This is a genomic window from Gluconobacter sp. Dm-74 (assembly GCF_018256135.1).
GTDB lineage: Bacteria > Pseudomonadota > Alphaproteobacteria > Acetobacterales > Acetobacteraceae > Gluconobacter > Gluconobacter cadivus.
In genome coordinates, this window is sequence record NZ_JAERLX010000001.1 from 672,160 (window position 1) to 689,941 (window position 17,782).

14 protein-coding genes and 1 pseudogene are annotated in these 17,782 nt (G+C 57.5%); 7 read left to right on the forward strand and 8 right to left on the reverse strand.

Going from position 1 to position 17,782, the window contains the following annotated elements; genetic code table 11:
- Positions 1 to 59: 59 nt before the first annotated feature.
- The 4 genes from glpD to JK208_RS03120 all read left to right on the forward strand — a co-directional run bounded on the left by glpD (position 60) and on the right by JK208_RS03120 (position 4,597).
- Positions 60 to 1,640 carry a glycerol-3-phosphate dehydrogenase gene (glpD, locus tag JK208_RS03105; protein WP_211574339.1) on the forward strand — a complete coding sequence of 527 codons (1,581 nt, stop codon included), beginning with the start codon at positions 60 to 62 and terminating at the stop codon, positions 1,638 to 1,640.
- Between the two features lie 36 nt (positions 1,641 to 1,676).
- A complete protein-coding gene (locus tag JK208_RS03110) occupies positions 1,677 to 2,573 on the forward strand; it encodes an MIP/aquaporin family protein (RefSeq protein WP_211574284.1) in 897 nt (298 codons plus the stop codon).
- Between the two features lie 43 nt (positions 2,574 to 2,616).
- Positions 2,617 to 4,155 (forward strand): glycerol kinase GlpK, encoded by a 1,539-nt coding sequence (gene glpK / locus JK208_RS03115; protein WP_211574285.1) that lies wholly within the window; start codon positions 2,617 to 2,619, stop codon positions 4,153 to 4,155.
- Positions 4,156 to 4,342: 187 nt separating this feature from the next.
- Positions 4,343 to 4,597 carry a hypothetical protein gene (locus JK208_RS03120; protein WP_062027483.1) on the forward strand — a complete coding sequence of 85 codons (255 nt, stop codon included), beginning with the start codon at positions 4,343 to 4,345 and terminating at the stop codon, positions 4,595 to 4,597.
- An 82-nt stretch (positions 4,598 to 4,679) separates the two neighbouring features.
- Here JK208_RS03120 and JK208_RS03125 read toward each other — a convergent pair whose 3' ends face one another.
- From JK208_RS03125 to JK208_RS03140, 4 genes are all read right to left on the reverse strand, one after another.
- Positions 4,680 to 5,996: a cytochrome c gene (locus tag JK208_RS03125; RefSeq protein WP_211574286.1), complete on the reverse strand. Its 1,317-nt coding sequence runs from the start codon at positions 5,994 to 5,996 to the stop codon at positions 4,680 to 4,682.
- Positions 5,989 to 7,626 carry a GMC family oxidoreductase gene (locus JK208_RS03130; protein ID WP_211574287.1) on the reverse strand — a complete coding sequence of 546 codons (1,638 nt, stop codon included), beginning with the start codon at positions 7,624 to 7,626 and terminating at the stop codon, positions 5,989 to 5,991. Before JK208_RS03130 ends, JK208_RS03125 begins: the two co-directional genes overlap by 8 nt.
- A 20-nt stretch (positions 7,627 to 7,646) precedes the next feature.
- Positions 7,647 to 8,264, reverse strand: a complete 618-nt coding sequence (locus tag JK208_RS03135; protein WP_211574288.1) for a sorbitol dehydrogenase family protein — start codon at positions 8,262 to 8,264, stop codon at positions 7,647 to 7,649.
- A 428-nt stretch (positions 8,265 to 8,692) separates the two neighbouring features.
- Positions 8,693 to 10,339, reverse strand: coding sequence for a lactate permease LctP family transporter (locus JK208_RS03140; protein WP_211574289.1), 1,647 nt, complete (start codon positions 10,337 to 10,339; stop codon positions 8,693 to 8,695).
- A 525-nt stretch (positions 10,340 to 10,864) separates the two neighbouring features.
- Here JK208_RS03140 and JK208_RS03145 point away from each other — a divergent pair.
- Positions 10,865 to 11,767, forward strand: a complete 903-nt coding sequence (locus JK208_RS03145; RefSeq protein WP_211574290.1) for a S1/P1 nuclease — start codon at positions 10,865 to 10,867, stop codon at positions 11,765 to 11,767.
- Here the strand turns inward: JK208_RS03145 and JK208_RS03150 are convergent.
- Positions 11,742 to 12,671, reverse strand: a complete 930-nt coding sequence (locus tag JK208_RS03150) for a LysR family transcriptional regulator (protein WP_211574291.1) — start codon at positions 12,669 to 12,671, stop codon at positions 11,742 to 11,744. The genes JK208_RS03145 and JK208_RS03150 overlap by 26 nt on opposite strands.
- Positions 12,672 to 12,794: 123 nt before the next feature.
- Here JK208_RS03150 and JK208_RS03155 point away from each other — a divergent pair, with 123 nt between their 5' ends.
- A complete protein-coding gene (locus JK208_RS03155) occupies positions 12,795 to 13,385 on the forward strand; it encodes an NAD(P)H-dependent oxidoreductase (RefSeq protein WP_211574292.1) in 591 nt (196 codons plus the stop codon).
- Between the two features lie 30 nt (positions 13,386 to 13,415).
- On the opposite strand, the gene JK208_RS03160 is transcribed toward JK208_RS03155, so the two are convergent.
- A complete protein-coding gene (locus tag JK208_RS03160) occupies positions 13,416 to 14,573 on the reverse strand; it encodes an iron-containing alcohol dehydrogenase (protein ID WP_211574293.1) in 1,158 nt (385 codons plus the stop codon).
- Between the two features lie 236 nt (positions 14,574 to 14,809).
- Between JK208_RS03160 and JK208_RS03165 the strand changes: the two genes are divergently transcribed.
- A complete protein-coding gene (locus tag JK208_RS03165) occupies positions 14,810 to 16,348 on the forward strand; it encodes an aldehyde dehydrogenase family protein (RefSeq protein ID WP_211574294.1) in 1,539 nt (512 codons plus the stop codon).
- A 3-nt stretch (positions 16,349 to 16,351) separates the two neighbouring features.
- Here JK208_RS03165 and JK208_RS03170 read toward each other — a convergent pair whose 3' ends face one another.
- The gene (locus JK208_RS03170; protein ID WP_211574295.1) at positions 16,352 to 17,284 is read right to left on the reverse strand and encodes a retroviral-like aspartic protease family protein; all 933 of its coding nucleotides are present in this window, start codon (positions 17,282 to 17,284) and stop codon (positions 16,352 to 16,354) included.
- 198 nt (positions 17,285 to 17,482) lie between these two features.
- Positions 17,483 to 17,782 (reverse strand): annotated as a pseudogene (locus JK208_RS03175) (TolC family protein); the annotation flags it as partial.

Below are 17,782 nucleotides of genomic sequence, written 5' to 3' on the forward strand. Positions count from 1 at the left end.
AACATGCTCCAAAACGAACATCGACCGCTCGTTTTGGAGCGTGATGACAGGAGATCATGATGTCATCGATTCACGAGGTTTCATCTGCGGCCAATCCATCCGCGCCCTACGACCTTCTGGTTGTGGGCGGGGGGATCAATGGCTGCGGAATTGCAAGAGATGCCGCGGGCAGGGGGGCGAATGTGCTTCTCGTCGAGCAGGATGATCTTGCAAGCCATACATCGTCCGCCAGCACCAAGCTTATTCATGGCGGCCTGCGCTATCTCGAATATTACGAGTTCCGGCTGGTCCGTGAGGCCCTGATGGAGCGTGAGCGTCTGCTGAAGATCGCACCGCACATCATCTGGCCGATGCGCTTCGTTCTGCCGCACTCGAAAATGCTGCGCCCGGCATGGCTCCTGCGTACGGGGCTGTTCCTGTACGATCATCTTTGCCCGAACATGACGCTTCCTAAAACGAAGGCGCTGAACCTGCGGTCTGCTCCGGCGGGCAAGCCGCTGCGTTCGGAGTATGTGCGCGGTTTTGAATATTCGGATGGCTGGGTGCAGGACAGTCGGCTCGTGGTTCTCAACGCCATGGATGCGGTGCGCGTGGGTGCGAACGTCCAGACCCGCACGCGTCTCATCAAGGCTGTTCGCGGCCCGCAGGTCTGGACAGCCACGCTCGAAAACACCCAGACGGGTGAGCAGCGCATGGTTCAGGCAAAGGCCCTCGTAAACGCCGCAGGCCCATGGGTGGCCGAACTGCTTCAGGACCGTCTGAATGTGCCAAGCCGCAACAAGGTGCGTCTGGTCAAGGGCAGCCACATCGTGGTTCCGCGCGTCTTTGAGGGGTCACAGGCCTACATCTTCCAGAACCCGGACAAGCGGATCGTTTTCGCCATTCTCTACGAGCAGGACTTCACCCTGATCGGCACCACGGATGTTCCGTGGGAGAAGGACCCGGGGAAGGTCGATATCTCGCCTGACGAAATCAGCTATTTGTGCGAGAGCGTAAACCGCTATTTCACGAAAACCGTCAGCCCCGATGATGTCGTCTGGACCTACGCAGGCGTCCGCCCGCTCTATGACGACAATTCGGGCAATGCCTCGGCCGTGACGCGTGATTATGTGCTGGATGTGGATGCGACGGCCGCGCCGATCCTGTCCGTTTTCGGCGGTAAGATCACGACGTTCCGCAAGCTGGCCGAACATGCCGTCGAGAAGCTCGCTCCGCATCTCCCCGTCCTGCACAAGCCGGGCTGGACGGATGGTACTCCGCTTCCCGGAGGAGAGTTCGCGCCGAAGGATTTCGACGCGCAGCTTCGTCGCTTCCGTGGATACGCGCCGCATCTTTCCGAACGCAGTTCATGGCGTCTGATGCGCAATTACGGGCTCCGGGCTTATGAAATCGCCACTGCCGATGTGGAAGGCATGGGCCAGATGTTCGGCGATACGCTCAGCGCGCGGGAAGTGGATTACCTGATCGACAACGAATGGGCCCGCACCGCCGAGGACATTCTGTGGCGTCGCTCACGGCTTGGCCTGTTCGTCAACGATACCGATCGCGCGGCGCTTCAAACCTATGTCGAGGGACGTCTGCCAGCGGGCGTCGCCTCCGTTCCCAATCCCGATCCGGTCGCGCGGCAGAACGTCGCCTGACCATTTTTACTTCATTTTTCATGGCGGATATCAGTCATGTCAGAAAACAGACGTTATCTCGGTGAGCTCCTCGCGGAGTTCTTCGCAGTCGCAATCATCATTCTCTTCGGGGACGGCGTTGCGGCCATGTACTCGCTCTACGATCCCAGTCCGTACAAAACGGCCTATTGGGGCGTGTGTATCGTCTGGGGTCTGGGTGTGACGGTGGCAATTTATGCCACCGGCGCGATCAGCGGAACGCATGCGAACCCGGCTGTCACGCTGTCTCTGGCCATGTTCCGCGGCTTCTCGTGGAAAAAAGTGCTTCCCTACATTAGCGCTCAAGTTCTGGGTGGTTGTGCCGGTGCAGCGGTGGTTTACTCACTTTATGTCCCGGTTATCGACCATTTCAATCTGGCGCATAACCTGACGCGCGCCGTCGACGGCGGGGCTTCGGGTGTATTCTTCACCCATCCCGGTGATTTCGTCACGGTTTCCCATGCGTTCTGGGACGAACTGGTTCTGACGGCTGTGCTGGTTTTCGGGATTTTCGCGATCACCTGCCAGTACAATACGCAGGCTCCGCAGGCCAATTCGAGCGCGCTCATCATCGGTCTGCTGGTGGCAATCATCGGCGCGTCCTGTGGCTATCTGGACGCCTGGGCGATCAATCCGGCCCGTGACTTTGGCCCGCGTCTGTTCTGCTTTTTTGCGGGTTGGGGACAGAGCGCACTGCCAGCACCGGGCAACTACTTCTGGGTGCCCATCGTTGCTCCTCTGATCGGTGGTCCGATCGGTGCAGCACTCTATCAGTTCGGCCTGCGTCCTTTCATGCCGCGCTATCTGGAGCAAACGGTCGTTGTGTCCCCCGAGGGGATCAATCCCGCCGAACCGGTTCTGGTCGTGTCCAACCCTGGCGATCCTGCTTTCCCGGTCGTCAACAGAGTGTCCTGAAAATCAGTCTGAAATTTTTTGAACCTTTATTGGAGTGTCCATCATGAACAAGAAAGACTGCATCCTCGCCATCGATCAGGGCACGACCTCGACCCGCAGCATCGTCTTTGGAAAGGACGCGCAGGCGCTGGCCATCTCCCGCCGTGAGTTTCCGCAGCATTATCCCGAACCCGGCTGGGTGGAGCATGACGTCGAAGACATCTGGCGCGATGTATTGGCCACGGCGCGGGAGACCATCGACGAAGTGGGTGGGCCGGAGCGGATTGCGGCTCTGGGCATTACGAACCAGCGCGAAACTGTCGTCATCTGGGATCGCGAGACGGGTCGCCCGATCCACCGCGCGCTCGTCTGGCAGGATCGCCGGACGGCCCATGAGTGCAGTCTCCTGCGTCAGCAGGGCAAGGAAGCCGTCGTCCGTGACAAGACCGGACTTCTGCTGGACCCGTATTTCTCGGCAAGCAAGATTGCCTGGCTTCTCGATCACGTCCCCGATGCGCGTCGTCGTGCGGAAGCCGGAGAACTCGCAGCAGGCACGATCGATTGTTTCCTGCTATGGCGTCTGACGGGTGGACGCAAACACGCGACTGACATCACCAATGCCTGCCGCACGTCTCTGTTCAACATCCATACCCAACAGTGGGATGATGAACTTCTGGAGCTTTTCAACGTCCCGCGCGCCCTTCTGCCGGAAGTCTGCGACAACAGCAGCGATTTCGGCGAGACGGAAGCTAAGCTGTTTGGTGAGAAGATTGCCATTGGCGGCATGGCAGGCGACCAGCATGCTGCTGTTATCGGGCAGGCCTGCTTCCATGAAGGCATGGCCAAGGCGACTTACGGCACGGGCTGCTTCATGCTGCTCAACACTGGTGAAAAGCCGATCACGTCCAACAATCGTCTGCTAACCACGATCGCCTATCGCATCGGCGGCAAGACCTTCTACGCGCTGGAAGGCTCCATTTTCGTAGCAGGCGCTGGAATCAAGTGGCTGCGTGATGGCCTGCAACTAATCACGCATGCCTCCCAGACTGACGACATGGCAACCCGTATCCCGGACAGCCACGGCGTTTATATGGTTCCGGCCTTCGTGGGCCTTGGTGCTCCGCACTGGGACCCTGATGCGCGCGGCCTGATCTGCGGCCTGACGCTCGGCTCCACGCAGGCGCATATCGCCCGCGCCATGCTGGAATCCGTGGCCTATCAGACCTATGATCTGATCCGCGCCATGCGCGAGGACGGTGCCATGCGCACGAGCATCCTGCGGATTGATGGTGGCATGGCAGTCAACGACTGGTTTGCCCAGTTCTTGTCCTCCATGCTCAAGGCCGAGGTTGAGCGTCCGGTCAATATCGAGACCACGGCTCTTGGGGCAGCCTTCCTTGCCGGATTGCAGGTCGGGCTGTGGAAGAGTCTGGACGAAGTTGCGGCGACCTGGAAACAGGAGCGCGTTTTCGCACCGAAGATGGACCCGGCACAGCGTCGCATCATGATCGATGGCTGGCATGATGCCGTCCGTCGCACGCTGACGCCTCCTGCTGCGGCCGCGCCCGCGACAGTTGCTGCGGTCTCCAGTCAGGCTGCTTGAGCGGTCAATAACTTCTGAAAACCGGTGCCCCATAAAGGCGCCGGTTTTTTTCAATAGCTCTGCTTCATCGAGTTGAGGCTTTGATCCTGCCGAACTTGGCAGTATCCTTCCCCACCGCCCGGCAGCATGAAAACCACGAGTGGCGTGCTTTTCCTATGCTCTGCCGACGAACAGGAAGTATGCCCTCATGAGCGTTGCGCCGCAGTCCAGGTCGTTTTTTCAGCAACTGCGCGAGATCAACGGCGATCGTGGATTTTTTGCCAATCTGGCCTGCCTTTTCTCGGTGATCTGCATGATGGGTCTGAGCAATCTTCTCAGCCAGTCGCTGCTGCACCAGAACATGAACTGGCTTCTCAAACCGCTCATGGTCGTGATCGCGCTCTATTTCTTCGTGCCGTATTTCCTGCTGCGGCTGACAAAGCGCCCTTCCAGCGAAGGCTGACCCGCAGTTTTCTCGATAAAAAAAGGGGAGGTGGATCTGGTCCATCTCCCCTTTTTTTATCGTTGCCCGTGACTGGTGGCGCTCAGTGCGGAGTGTGGTCCTTGCGAACCTTTGCGACCTGATCCGCGGTCACGGTATAGGTGCCGCTACCGAAGGTCTTATTGACATAGTTCACAAGACTCGCGACTTCCGTATCATCCAGACGCTGCACATCTGAAGTGCTGCCGAACGCCGGCATGCTGGCATGACCATCCGCCGTCTTGCGGTTCACACCCGTCAGGATTGTCATGATCAGATTGTCCGGACGGCCCGCACCAACCACGGAGTTTTTGTAAAGCGACGGCGCATACTGATCGACGGTGCCCGCGCCGTTCTGCCCGTGACAGGCGGCACAGTTGGCATCGAACAGGTTTTCCGGGGCTTTCTGCGACAGGTTGTCGATCCGCGTCAGGTTGCCCGAACGCAGGTCGGGAATGTCGTTCGCCTTGCCAAAACCGTCGCGCGGTTGGTGTTCGGAAGAATCGTCGATCGCTTTCACCTGAAGAACAAATGCCGCCAGCGCATGCAGATCCGCATCCGTCAGATGGCTCGTGCTGTGTTCGACAGCTTCCCCCATCGGTCCGGCTGCCTGACTTCTGCCCTTGACCCGACCAGTGTGCAGATACTGGACAAGATCGTCCTCGCTCCAGTCTCCGATCCCGCCTGTTTTGCTGGGGGTGATGTTCGGAGCGTACCAGCCGGACAGCGGGCTGCCCGCCAGATACTGGTCTGACTTCTCCATCAGCATGACGTTGCGCGGTGTGTGGCAGGTTCCGCAATGTTCGAGCGCAATGGCCAGATACCGGCCACGCCGCATCTTGTCATAATTCGCCGAATCACCCGTTTCCTGCGTCTCGGTTCCTGCCAGCATGTTCCAGCCTGACAGCGTCAGACGGATATTGCTCGGAAAGCTGAGCTGCGTGGCGGGCGGCGTCTGCGCGACAGGTTTGACCCCGTTCATGAACCACACATAAAGCGCGTGAACGTCCTGATCCGTCAGGGCCGCATAGGAGACATACGGCATGACCGGATAGAGGTTTGCGCCATCGCGCCGCTTGCCCTTGCGGAGTGCCTGTTCGAAATCATGCTCCGAGTATTTGCCGATCCCATGATCGGCATCGGGCGTGATGTTCGTGGAAATGATGTCGCCCATGGGCGTTGCAATCTTCAGCCCTCCCGCGAACGGTGTACCGCCCGGCTTGGTGTGGCAGGCGATGCAGTCCGCAGCCGTGGCGAGATAGGCGCCACGGTTCATAACATCCTGATCCACATCCGCCGCCCGCGCAGCGAAAGAAGACAGTCCAGCCAGAACCGTTCCACCAACAAGAAAAGACCAGAAAACGGTTTTGAAATCAGGCATGGAGCAGTTCTTTTTTCAGCGTATCGGCAACACGAAGCGCAAGGGCTGCGACGGTGAGGGTAATGTTTCCGGTTCCGACCGTGGAGAACACGGACGAACTTGCGATGAACAGGTTCTCGTGGTCATGCGTCCGGCAATGGCCGTCCACCACGGAATCCTTGGGGTCTACGCCCATGATGGTGCTGCCGGAGGGATGATCCTGCGGGAAATAGCCCGGCGTCCACTGTTCATCCGTGCCATGCATCAGGCCGATAAGATCCTTGAACAGTCCGCGTGTATGCTCGCAACTGCGGACCGTGTAATCCGGCAGCTTGTAATAGACATCCGGGTGCGGAATGCCGAGCGCGTCCTTATGCGTCTTGCTGAGCGTCAGACGGTTGTCCGGATCGGGCAGGGCCTCGTTGTGGCTGAACAGACGGACGGTGTGGGAAGCCAGATAGCGGATCTGATCTTCCAGATCCTTGCCGACATACCCCTTTGAAATCGCAAGCTGCGTTGCGAAATCGACCTGGTTGTCATCAACCATGTGGACGAGATACGCGCCACGATCGCCACGCCAGTCGCCATCGCGGAAATTGTCGATCACGTTGGTCTCAAGCGGGCCACGTCCCGGCCAAAGGGCCTTGTCGCCGCTGATGAACGTCACCTGAACGCCGGTATGATCCATCATGTTCCGGCCAACATGGCCCGAACTGTTGGCGATACCATCTGGGCTCTGCTCATCGGCCGAAACCAGCAGCAGCTTGGCTGTCTCGATGCAGTGCGCTGCGATCACGAAATACTTGCCCGTCACGCGGTGCGATCCTTTGTCCGGATCGTAATAGTGAACGGCCGTTACCTTCTTGTTCGCGCTGTCACGCTCAATTTTATAAACCACAGCATTGGGTACGAACTTCGCCCCGGCAGCCTCGGCGTGATAGACGGAATAGCCGCCGTTATACATCGCCCCGATCGGGCAGATCGGCATGCAATTGTTGTGTCCCTCGCAGGTCGGACGGCCGTCATAGGGTCGCGTGTTGCGAGCCTGTGGCTCATGCACGACGCGATACGGTGTCTTTTCCGTGATAAGCTTGCGGAACTGCTGGGCCGCATAGGAAATCGGCAGTGCTTCCATCGGATAGGGCTGCTGGCGGGGGGAGCCCAGATCCTCGACCTTCGGATCAGGGCCGCACACGCCCATCATGACTTCGGCCTGATAATAAAACGGCTCGAGATCGTCGTATTTCAGGGCCCAGTCACGGCCCTGCCCATAGCGGGTCTTAAGCTCGAAATCCGATGGCAGATAACGCCATGCACAACCGGCCCAGTGCCAGGTCGTGCCACCCATCATCCGCAGATAGACCTGCTGATAGGCCTCCGCGTTCGGGCCGCTTGTATGCAGATACTGGTTCGGCGTCATCTGGTTGGGCGGATGTACGGCCCAGGGCGTGGACGGGAAGGGGCCTTGGTAGGACGGCTTGTTTTCCAGATTGCGGAAATTATCCACGAAATGCTGCCGGTCCACACGAGGCCCGGCTTCCAGCACGATGACGGAAATGCCCGCACGCGCCAGTTCGTTCGCAATGGAACTGCCAGCGACGCCGGACCCGACGATCACGACATCGGCGGAGAGATTCTGATCAGAAGACATAAGAGATGCTGTTCCCGCTCTCAGGTAGGTTCCACGTCGAACTTGGACGGCGACAGCGCAGGCGCGCCGGTCGGCTTGTCGACTTCGGGAGGTTGGGTCGTCCAGTAGAACGGGCCGCCTGCGGCATAGGTCTTGGGGTAGATCGCGTCCTTGGTGACGTCGAACATCAGGGCGGAGCGATAGACCACAACCTTGCCGTCCGCGACCCCGCGATACCAGCCGGTCATGATGTCATGAATGACGTCCTTGAACGCCGGGTCGGCCTGTTCGGCGGCCTTGGCGAAGGCGGAGGCATTTTCATAATTCCCGCTCTCCAGAAGCGTCTCGAGCTTTGAAAGCTGAGCTTTAAGCTCCGGGCCGGACTGGAGAATGCGCTCGTACAGTGCCTTTCCGATCCGGGGATCAAGAGAGGCGCGATCTGTCAGGCGCGTTGACACCTTCATGAAGCGCTCAAGTTCCGGATCGGCGCCAGTCGCAGGCTCTGCGGCCACGACATTTCCAACCGCCAGAACGCCCACGCCCGCCATGCCTGTCATCAGCGTATCGCGGCGCGACATCCGCGTCAGCCGGTTCAGGCGCATGGCATTGGGGGAGGACGTATGGAGGTCAACAAGAGGGCAGTGACGATCTTTCGTCATGTAGGATCACTCTTCGCATACACTCGAGACGGATGACATGACCGTGATCAGTGTCACCTTACAGAGGTCTGCAACCTACAGACGTCGCGTGATCATGCAACCGTGAAGAGCTGATTATCGGTAAATAATCCCATGAAAAGTAAAGTTTTCGGACGATATCGCGAAAGGATAGAAAGCGAAAACGCTTGTTATCTTATTATGGTTCCCGAAAAATCCTGAAGAGTTCGACGATGCTCTATTGTCAGGAATCTTCGAGGAAACGCGAGTAGTCGTCGGGATGTTCGTGCAATGAGGTTTGTTATTATTGAGAATGCTTCTCAATTCGTTTTTGGGGGCCTTATACGGCAATTCTGTTCAGACCCTGAAAAGAAAACGGGCGCAGAAATGTTCCTGCGCCCCATCATCACCGCTCTCAGGTCAGCGCAGGATCAGGCGCCTACCCCCATGAAAACCAGTGCTGTCGTGATGAGCCCAACCAGAACGGCCAGAATGATGCTGCATTTCAGCGTGAAATGCAGCAGTTCGCCCTCGCGCCCGACCAGCCCGACGGCCGCAGAGGCCACAGCGATGGATTGCGGAGAAATCATCTTTCCAACTGCGCCGCCGACAGTATTCGCTGCCACCAGAAGCTCCCCGCTCACTCCGATCTGCCGTCCGGTTGCCGCCTGAAGTCCGCCGAACAGCGCGTTGGAAGACGTATCGGAGCCTGTGAGGAACACCCCAAGCCAGCCCAGAAGCGGTGCGAAGAACGTGAAAGCGCCCTTGGTCATGGCGAGCACCAGAGCCAGCGTGGTGGAAAGGCCGGAGTAGTTTGCAAGAAACGCAAAAGCCAGCACCATGCCGATGGCGTAAATGGGAATACGCAGTTCGCGCAAAGTGTCGCGGAATGTTGCGAGGGCATCTGTGGGGCGCATCTTCAGGAACAGAACAGTCATCACACCGGCGAGCAGAATGGCTGTTCCAACAGAGGAAATGAAATCCAGCTTGAAGATTGCGGCGTAAGGGGTCGGGTTGGGGACGATCGGAGCCGTTTTCAGGACAAGGTTATGCAATCCCGGAAACTGAATGACGAGAACCGTCCAGTTCAATGGCCCACCAGCGGCAAACAGCGCCTTGAAGGGCTTGATGCTCCAAATGGCGACGAAGGCCGTGAGAATGATGAACGGAGACCAGGCCCGTATGATCTGCGATGACGTGTAAGACACTTTGTCAATCACGGCATCTGCGGGTGTATCGCCGGTGTCGAAACGGAAAACCCGGCTTGGCTTCCAGAACCGCAGAAAGACCGGGATGGCAACCATCGTCACCAGCGGTGCAATGATATCAGGAAGTTCCGGCCCGATCAGCAGGGCCGTCAATGACTGCGTGAGGGCAAAAACAACGCCGGTAAAGAGAATGACGGGCCATGTCTCACGAATGCCGCGCATGCCGTCCACAACGGCGACCAGCCAGAACGGAATGATGATGCCAATCAGGATCAACTGCATGACGACAAGCCGTCCCACAGCATAAGGCTCGGCCCCGATCACCTGTGCGCCAACGATCACGGGAATGCCCATGGCTCCGAATGCGCCGGGGGCTGCATTGGCGATCAGGCACAGTCCTGCGGCATAGATTGGTGGAAATCCAAGTCCGACGAGCAGCGCGGTTGTAATGGCTACAGGCGCGCCAAAACCGGCAGCTCCTTCCAGAAAGGCTCCAAAAGCGAATGCAACCAGAAGAAGCTGGATACGCTGATCTTTCGAGACTGTGGAAATGGAATGACGGATAATGTCGAACTGACCTGTCCGGACGGAAATCTTGTACAGAAAGACCGCCCCGATGATGATCCAGGAAATCGGCCATAATCCATAAGCGAAACCATACAGACCGGCGGCGACAGCTGTGAACACGGGCATTCCATAAAACAGGACGGCCAGTGCGAAAGTAATTCCCACAGTAATGGTGCAGGCAATATGACCCTTCATATGCAGATAAAGAAGGGCGAAGAAGAAAAACAGGATTGGAATAAGAGCGATTGCTCCAGAAATCCAGATGTTCCCTATTGGATCGTAAACCTGTGCCCAGGATGACATGCTGGAGCCTCCAAAATAAAAACCAAGTGACATTTAGAAAAATATATCTTTTTCTTGTCGTTAAAGAGGATGTTATTTTTTGATAACAATAATGGCAATGATACCATTTTGAAGAATGCGGTAAATTTTATGACATACTTTTTTTAATAGTTGGATTGGAAAGAATAAGCCTCTTGATGATTTTGAACGAACCATAATGTTTATCGATAAAGATCATGGTTAAAGATTGATGGGTTTGTGAAAAATTTTCTCTCAATCAACAGGGAATCTGAAATAAATCGGCACGATCTGAAATAGATATAAAATATTGATCGACACAATTTGGCATGAAAGAAAAAATAATTTTCCAAACTGAGAAATTTTATTGATATCGGGAGATTCCAAGATTTTTTATTCCGGATTTCCCATGTGGGTGCGCAGGTTCGAGACAAGGTTATGACAGCGCGCTGGAATGTCTTGTGATGGTCCCGAAAGGGTGAGAAACAGGGATAACGTCATTTCCAGAGATGGGCAGTCAGGTTTTCCATGCAGTTTCGTGTTCTCTGTGCGTCCCTGATCGGCGCGGGTATGCTTGCTTTTTCTTCCAGCGCATTCGCCTGGGGGCCTTATGGTCATGCCATCGTGGCAGATATTGCTCAGGAGCGCCTGACACCTCAGGCCAGCAAAGCGGCAGCGGCCCTGCTGGAGCTTGAAAACCACCAGACCCTTGATCAGGTCGCTTCCTGGCCTGACACGATCGGCCATGTTCCCAAGAAGAAGGGGGGCGCGCCTGAGACGTTGAAATGGCATTATGTCGATATCGATGTGTCTCATCCGGCCTATGATCAGGCTCGCGACTGCCCCGATCATGCCTGTGTTGTGGAAAAACTTCCCGAGGAAATCAGGATTCTTGCTGATACGCATGAATCGCCTCAGGACCGTCTGGTCGCGCTGAAATGGGTCGTTCATCTGATGGGCGATATCCATCAGCCCCTGCATGCTGCTGAGCGCAACAAGGATATGGGCGGGAATGCAATTCACCTGACCTATTTCGGCAATAACGCCAATGGCCACATGAACCTGCATTCCCTATGGGATGAAGGGGTAATCGACCATGAAGCGGACCTGCATGTCGGCCCGTTCTACAGCATCGATCCCGCCCGCGCGAAGCAGGAAGCCGATCGTCTCGGCGCTCTGATTACGCCTGATGAAGCCCAATACTGGGTGCAGGATCTGGCGGCTGGTGACGTGCATGACGCCACCGTCAACTGGGCCGATGAAAGCCATTCTCTGGCCCGCAGTGTGGCTTACGGTGCGCTTCCAGCGAACAAGGGCGCCGATGTTGGCAAGGCGTACACCGAACTCACTTGGCCGATCATGCAACTGCGTCTCGAACAGGCGGGTGTGCGTCTGGCCGCCGTCCTCAACTCGGCTCTGAGCAACGGATAAAAGTCGGGCTAAGACTGGCCTGAAGGCGCGGAACAACGAAGTCCAGAAACGCGCGGATACGTTGCGGTACCCGTTTTCCGCCCTGATAAAGCGCATGAATGGCCTCCTCATCCCGCGTGGCATTGTCTGCCAGCACTTCGATCAGACGTCCTGCCGCCAGATCGTCGCGCACATGATATTCGGCCAGCCGGGCCAGCCCGGCACCACGGACTGCTGCGCGTCGAACGGTTTCACCATTATTGGCGAGTAGCGGTCCCCGGACGATCCGATCTACGATCCGCCCGCGTTCCTGCAACGGCCAGACCGGAGCTGCGCGGCGGAAATTGAAACCCAGACATCGGTGATGTTCCAGATCGTCCGCGCTCTGAGGCCACCCGAACTGCTCCAGATAATCCGGTGCCCCGACAATCAGCCGCGGTACGGTCCCCAGATGTCTGGCCATCAGGCTGGAATCCTGAAGTTTTCCGACCCGGAACGCGATATCCGTCCGGTCCAGATATAGATCCGCCATTTCGTCGGACAGGGATAGATCCACCACGATATCCGGATATGCCGCCCAGAACTCCGGCAGCAGCGGCTCCAGCATCAGCGCTCCGAACGCTACAGAAGCATTGATTCGGATGGTCCCCGTCAACTGGACGGTTTTTCTGGACAGGAAGCCCTCCAGATCGTCCAGTTCCGCAATCAAGGCCTGCGCCCGTTCGTAATAAGCCAGTCCTTCAGGCGTGATGGACAGTTTTCGGGTCGAGCGTTCCACAAGCTGAACGCCAAGGCGACTTTCAATGCGCCCGATCAGTTTGCTGACTGTAGAGGGCGTCATCATGGAGAGGCGCGCTGCTTCGGAAAAACTGCCGCTCTCCACGACACGGAGAAAGATTTTCATCTCGCCGAAACGGTTGTCCATTTTCTGCCTCATCTGTGAAACTGCTTCACAAATTTTGTGGAGATCGTGGCGCTTATCAAGTGGGATTCAGGGGGTCATGATGGCCCAATAGCTCCGATCTGGGGCAATGATGGATATGCAATCATGACAAAAATTCTTCTTCTGAATGGCGGCAAGGTCTTCGCTCATTCTCACGGTCGTCTGAACGATACACTTCAGGCGTTTGCCGCCGATATCCTGTCCAAGAGCGGGCACGACATTCGCCAAACGAAAATTGATGACGGATACGATGTGGAACAGGAAGTCGGGAACTTCCTGTGGGCTGATCTGATTATCTATCAGTGCCCCGGTTGGTGGATGGGCGTGCCTTGGATCGTCAAGAAATACATGGACGAAATCATGACGGCTGGTCATGGGAAGCTGTATGCCAATGATGGTCGCAGCCGCGCACATCCGGAGCGTAAATATGGCTCAGGCGGCCTGGTACAGGGCAAGCATTACATGCTCTCAGCCACATGGAACGCGCCGGAAGACGCGTTTACGGACCCGGATCAGTTCTTCGAGGGGCGTGGCGTGGATGGGGTTTATTTCCCGTTTCACAAGGCTCATGAATTTCTGGGAATGTCCGCGCTTCCGACGTTTCTGGCGACAGACGTGATGAAGGCGCCAAATGTGGACGCGGCGCTCGCGGCCTATCACCAGCATCTGAAAGACGTGATCGGGACGGCGTTTTGAGAGGAGGGGCGGCTTGAGCCGCCCCCTGCCTTACAGGCTCAGCTCAAGTACCCGTCGGCTGACATCCAGAGTGATTTCAGACTGTTCCCCCAGTGCAGTCATGCCGTGGGCATCGAGTTGTGCGACCAGTGGATCAATGCCCTCTTCGCCGATCTCGTAAGCGGAGAGGCGGGTCGGAATGTCGAGACTTTCGAAGAATTTCTCCGTCTGTACGATGGCGGCTTCGATCCGCTCGTCTTCCGTGCCTTCATGCAGGTTCCAGACACGAGCCGCATATTGCAGGAGCTTGCCGCGCTTGGCGTCTTTGCGGACACGCAGCATGGACGGCAGGACGATGGCCAGTGTCCGGGCATGGTCGATATCGTAACGTGCTGTCAGTTCATGGCCGATGCTGTGCGTGGACCAGTCCTGCGGCATACCGACGCCGATGATGCCGTTGAGCGCCAGTGTTGCGATCCACATAAAATTGGCGCGAAGCGTGTAGTTTTCGGGTTCTGCAACGACTTTCGGCCCGATCTCGATCAGGCTGAGCAGAAGCCCCTCGGCAAAGCGATCCTGAGCCAGACCGTCCGCCGGATAGGTCAGGTACTGTTCCATGATGTGGACGAAGGAATCCACGACGCCATTCGCAATCTGCCGGACGGGCAGGGAATAAGTGCGGGTCGGGTCCAGAACCGAGAAGCGCGGGAAGACGTGTGGGCTGCCGAAAGCCAGTTTCTCGCGGGTGGCATGCCGGGTGATGACACTGAAGCTGTTCATTTCCGAACCCGTCGCAGGCAGCGTCAGAACCGTTCCCAGCGGCATCGCAGCTTTGACGTTTGCACCATGCGTCGTGAGGATGCTCCACGGATCACCTTCGAAATCCACGGCTGCGGCCACGAACTTGGTGCCGTCGATGACGGAGCCGCCGCCTACGGCCAGCAGGAAATCCAGTTTCTCGTTCCGGATCAGCTCGACCGCTTTCATCAGAGTCTCGAAGGTCGGATTGGCCTCGATGCCACCGAATTCACGGGTGAAGCGGCCATCCAGCGCCTCGCGTACAGCCGGAAGTGTGCCGTTGCGCTCTGCACTTGCACCGCCAAAAAGGATCAGGACGCGGGCCTCGGCCGGGATCTGGTCTGCCAGTTTCGGGATCGTATTCTCGCCGAAAATGATGCGTGTGGGATTGTAGAATTCAAAATTCTGCATGGGGTCTGCCTTCAGAGCGGGTGTTTCTGATTGCGCCGTCATCACTGCCGCCGTTACGGCCTGAAAAGAGTGACGGCAAGGCTGTGCCTGAGATGATCCTAACGGTTTTTCCCCCTTTCACCCAGACCGGAAAATATGCCGCTGTCTGGGGAGGCTGTCTTCGGGATCATCTTGACGTCGGAGGCGTAACGGTTTGTGAATGGGATCACTGCTATGCAACCCAGACAGGAAGAACAATGGCTGCCTCTCTCAGCTCCGAAGTCACAACGCTTCTCGACAGCCTTGGCGTGTCGGCTGATCTCTACTCGGGCGGCACTCTGGCTGTCACATCGCCACTAACGGGCGAGCGGATTGCTGAAGTTGCGGAAATCAGCGCGGACGAGGCGCAAGCGACGATCGGCCGTGCGGCAGAGGCGTTCAAGGTCTGGCGCAGGGTTCCAGCACCGCGTCGTGGTGAACTGGTCCGCCTGCTCGGTGAGGAATTGCGGGCGAACAAGGACGCGCTTGGTCGGCTCGTGACGCTGGAAGTGGGCAAGGTTCCGTCCGAAGGCCTGGGTGAAGTGCAGGAAATGATCGATATCTGCGATTTCGCGGTCGGTCTGTCCCGCCAGCTTTACGGCCTGACGATCCCCTCCGAACGACCGGACCATCGTCTGACGGAACAGTGGCATCCCGTTGGGCCGGTTGGCATCATCTCCGCGTTCAATTTCCCGGTCGCAGTCTGGTCGTGGAATGCCGCTCTGGCGCTGGTCTGCGGGGATAGCGTGATCTGGAAGCCTTCGGAAAAGACGCCGCTGACCGCGCTCGCCACGCAGGCTTTGTTCCTGAAGGCGGCAGCACGTTTTGGGAATGACGCACCAGCCGCGCTCAGCACATTGCTGGTCGGCGGACGCGATATTGGCGAACTGATGGTGGAAGATCGCCGCGTGCCGGTCATTTCCGCAACTGGTTCGACCCGAATGGGCCGTGACGTGGGCGAGCGCGTGGCACGTCGTTTCGGGCGTTCTATTCTGGAACTCGGCGGCAACAATGCGTCCATCGTCACGCCTTCGGCCGATCTGGATCTGACGCTGCGGGCTGTTGCGTTCGGCGCGATGGGAACTGCGGGTCAGCGTTGCACGACATTGCGGCGTCTGTTCGTCCATTCCAGCGTTTACGACACGCTCGTGCCAAAACTGGTGAATGTCTACAGGAGCATTTCGGTTGGTAATCCGATCGAAGGAACGGCGCTTGTCGGGCCCCTGATTGACGCGGCTTCCTTCACAATGATGCAGGACAGTCTCAAGGCTGCGGCGGATGCAGGCGGTACGGTTCATGGCGGAACCCGCGTCGATGTGAACGGGGAGGCGTCATTTTATGCGCGCCCGGCACTGGTCGAAATGCCGTCTCAGGTGGGGCCGGTTCTGGAAGAGACATTCGCGCCGATCCTGTATGTCATGAAATATGACACACTCGATGAGGCCATCGCGCTTCAGAACGACGTGGTGCAGGGGCTGTCATCTTCGATCTTTGCGACCGATATCCGGGAAGTGGAGCAGTTCCTCTCTGCGCGGGGGGCGGATTGTGGCATTGCGAACGTGAATATGGGGCCGTCCGGTGCGGAAATTGGCGGGGCGTTCGGCGGTGAAAAGGAGACCGGCGGTGGCCGTGAGTCCGGTTCGGATTCATGGAAGGCCTATATGCGTCGCCAGACCAACGCCATCAATTATGGGCGCACCCTGCCGCTGGCGCAGGGTGTGACGTTTGACGTGGACGGCGGTTCGGCAGAAGCCTGACCCTCAGGGCTTTCCGGCGGGGAGAGGTGGGGCCTGCTTTTCCTCGCTGGCATGGGTGATACTGAGCCGGTCATGGGTCGGCGACCAAGGGAGGGCCTTTTCCTCCACATGGCCGGGCGGCGGAACGTAGTCCTCCAGCCAGAGTTTACCGGCCATGGGATTGATCAGAACGTTGAAGTGCTTGAGGACGTCCATCCCAAGAATATTGAACTCCGCATCGGGGACGACATCCAGCGTGATGTCATGCAGCGTGTGTGAGCCGATTTGCAGCGTGCTGAAATGATGCCTGTGCCCCAGCAGGACGTCGCCAGCGCCGACCCGGATTTCGTCGTCCTGTTTGAGGATGTGGCGTGAAATCCCCATCTTCCGCGCTACCCATTGCTGGATAATGGAGCGGTTGGCGCTGGTATTGATCTGCATGTCCACCTTATGGCCATCCAGAAGAGCCGTCATCTGATTGAGTTGCGGAGACTCATCATCAATGGCTGTCAGTGGAATGGCTGGTCCCGGGTTTTTCAGAAGTGTTCCGATATCCGGGCAATCCGCAGCAGTATCGTAAGTGAAAATGCCGATTTTCTGCGAATACCTGTCGATGAGTAGATGGTATTGTCCAAGAATGTCCCATCCGAGATCCATCATCAGAAGCAGGCCATCCGGCGTTTTTGGAGGCCGCTCATTGACTAGCAGGGCTGTCATGTCTTTGAGCACGGATTGACCGATCTGGAGGCTTTCGATCGTGGTGGAGTAGTTTCCGCCTGTTCCGGTGACCGACATGGTTCTGATGGGATCAAGACGGTAAAAATCAAACCCTTTTGCATCCCAGACGCTGGTCCGTGTTGTGAATGTCGAGAAGAAAGAGCCGACATCATGGCCGTTGATCTGGACATGAATAACGGGAGCGCCAGCCGGGTTAAGGAAGGGGAGGACCTCGCTCATGGTGACGCAGTCATGGATGTTTCGTGCGTGTACGGGAGAACAAAGCACGCAAGTAGCTGCCACAAATGCGGGAATATTGCGCCACAAGGTCAGTTTGCCCATCACTGATCCTTGTTGACTGGTCAGGGAGTCCTGAACGGATATTGTCGTGTTTCGTCATAAAACCCAAATGGTTTTATGCGATCAATCCGCTCAGGATTACCGAGTGAAGGCTCTGACGAAAGCGTTTTGCTGTTTGACTTCGACGGGGAGCCTTGTGTCGGTGAGGGCTTTTCCCTGCCATCCGGCGCCGAGGGCGATGTAGAGGGCGACGGCGTTGCGGACGCGGGCGAGGCGTCCGACGACGGCCTGATCTTCGGCGGACAGGGCGGTCTGTTCGGTCGTCAGCACGTTCAGATAGCCGGTCAGACCCGCTCCGAAGAGCTTCTGGGCGCGGTCGCGGGCGAGGCCGGCATCGACGGAGGCCTGGTTCAGCTGCTCGACCAGTTCGGCATTATG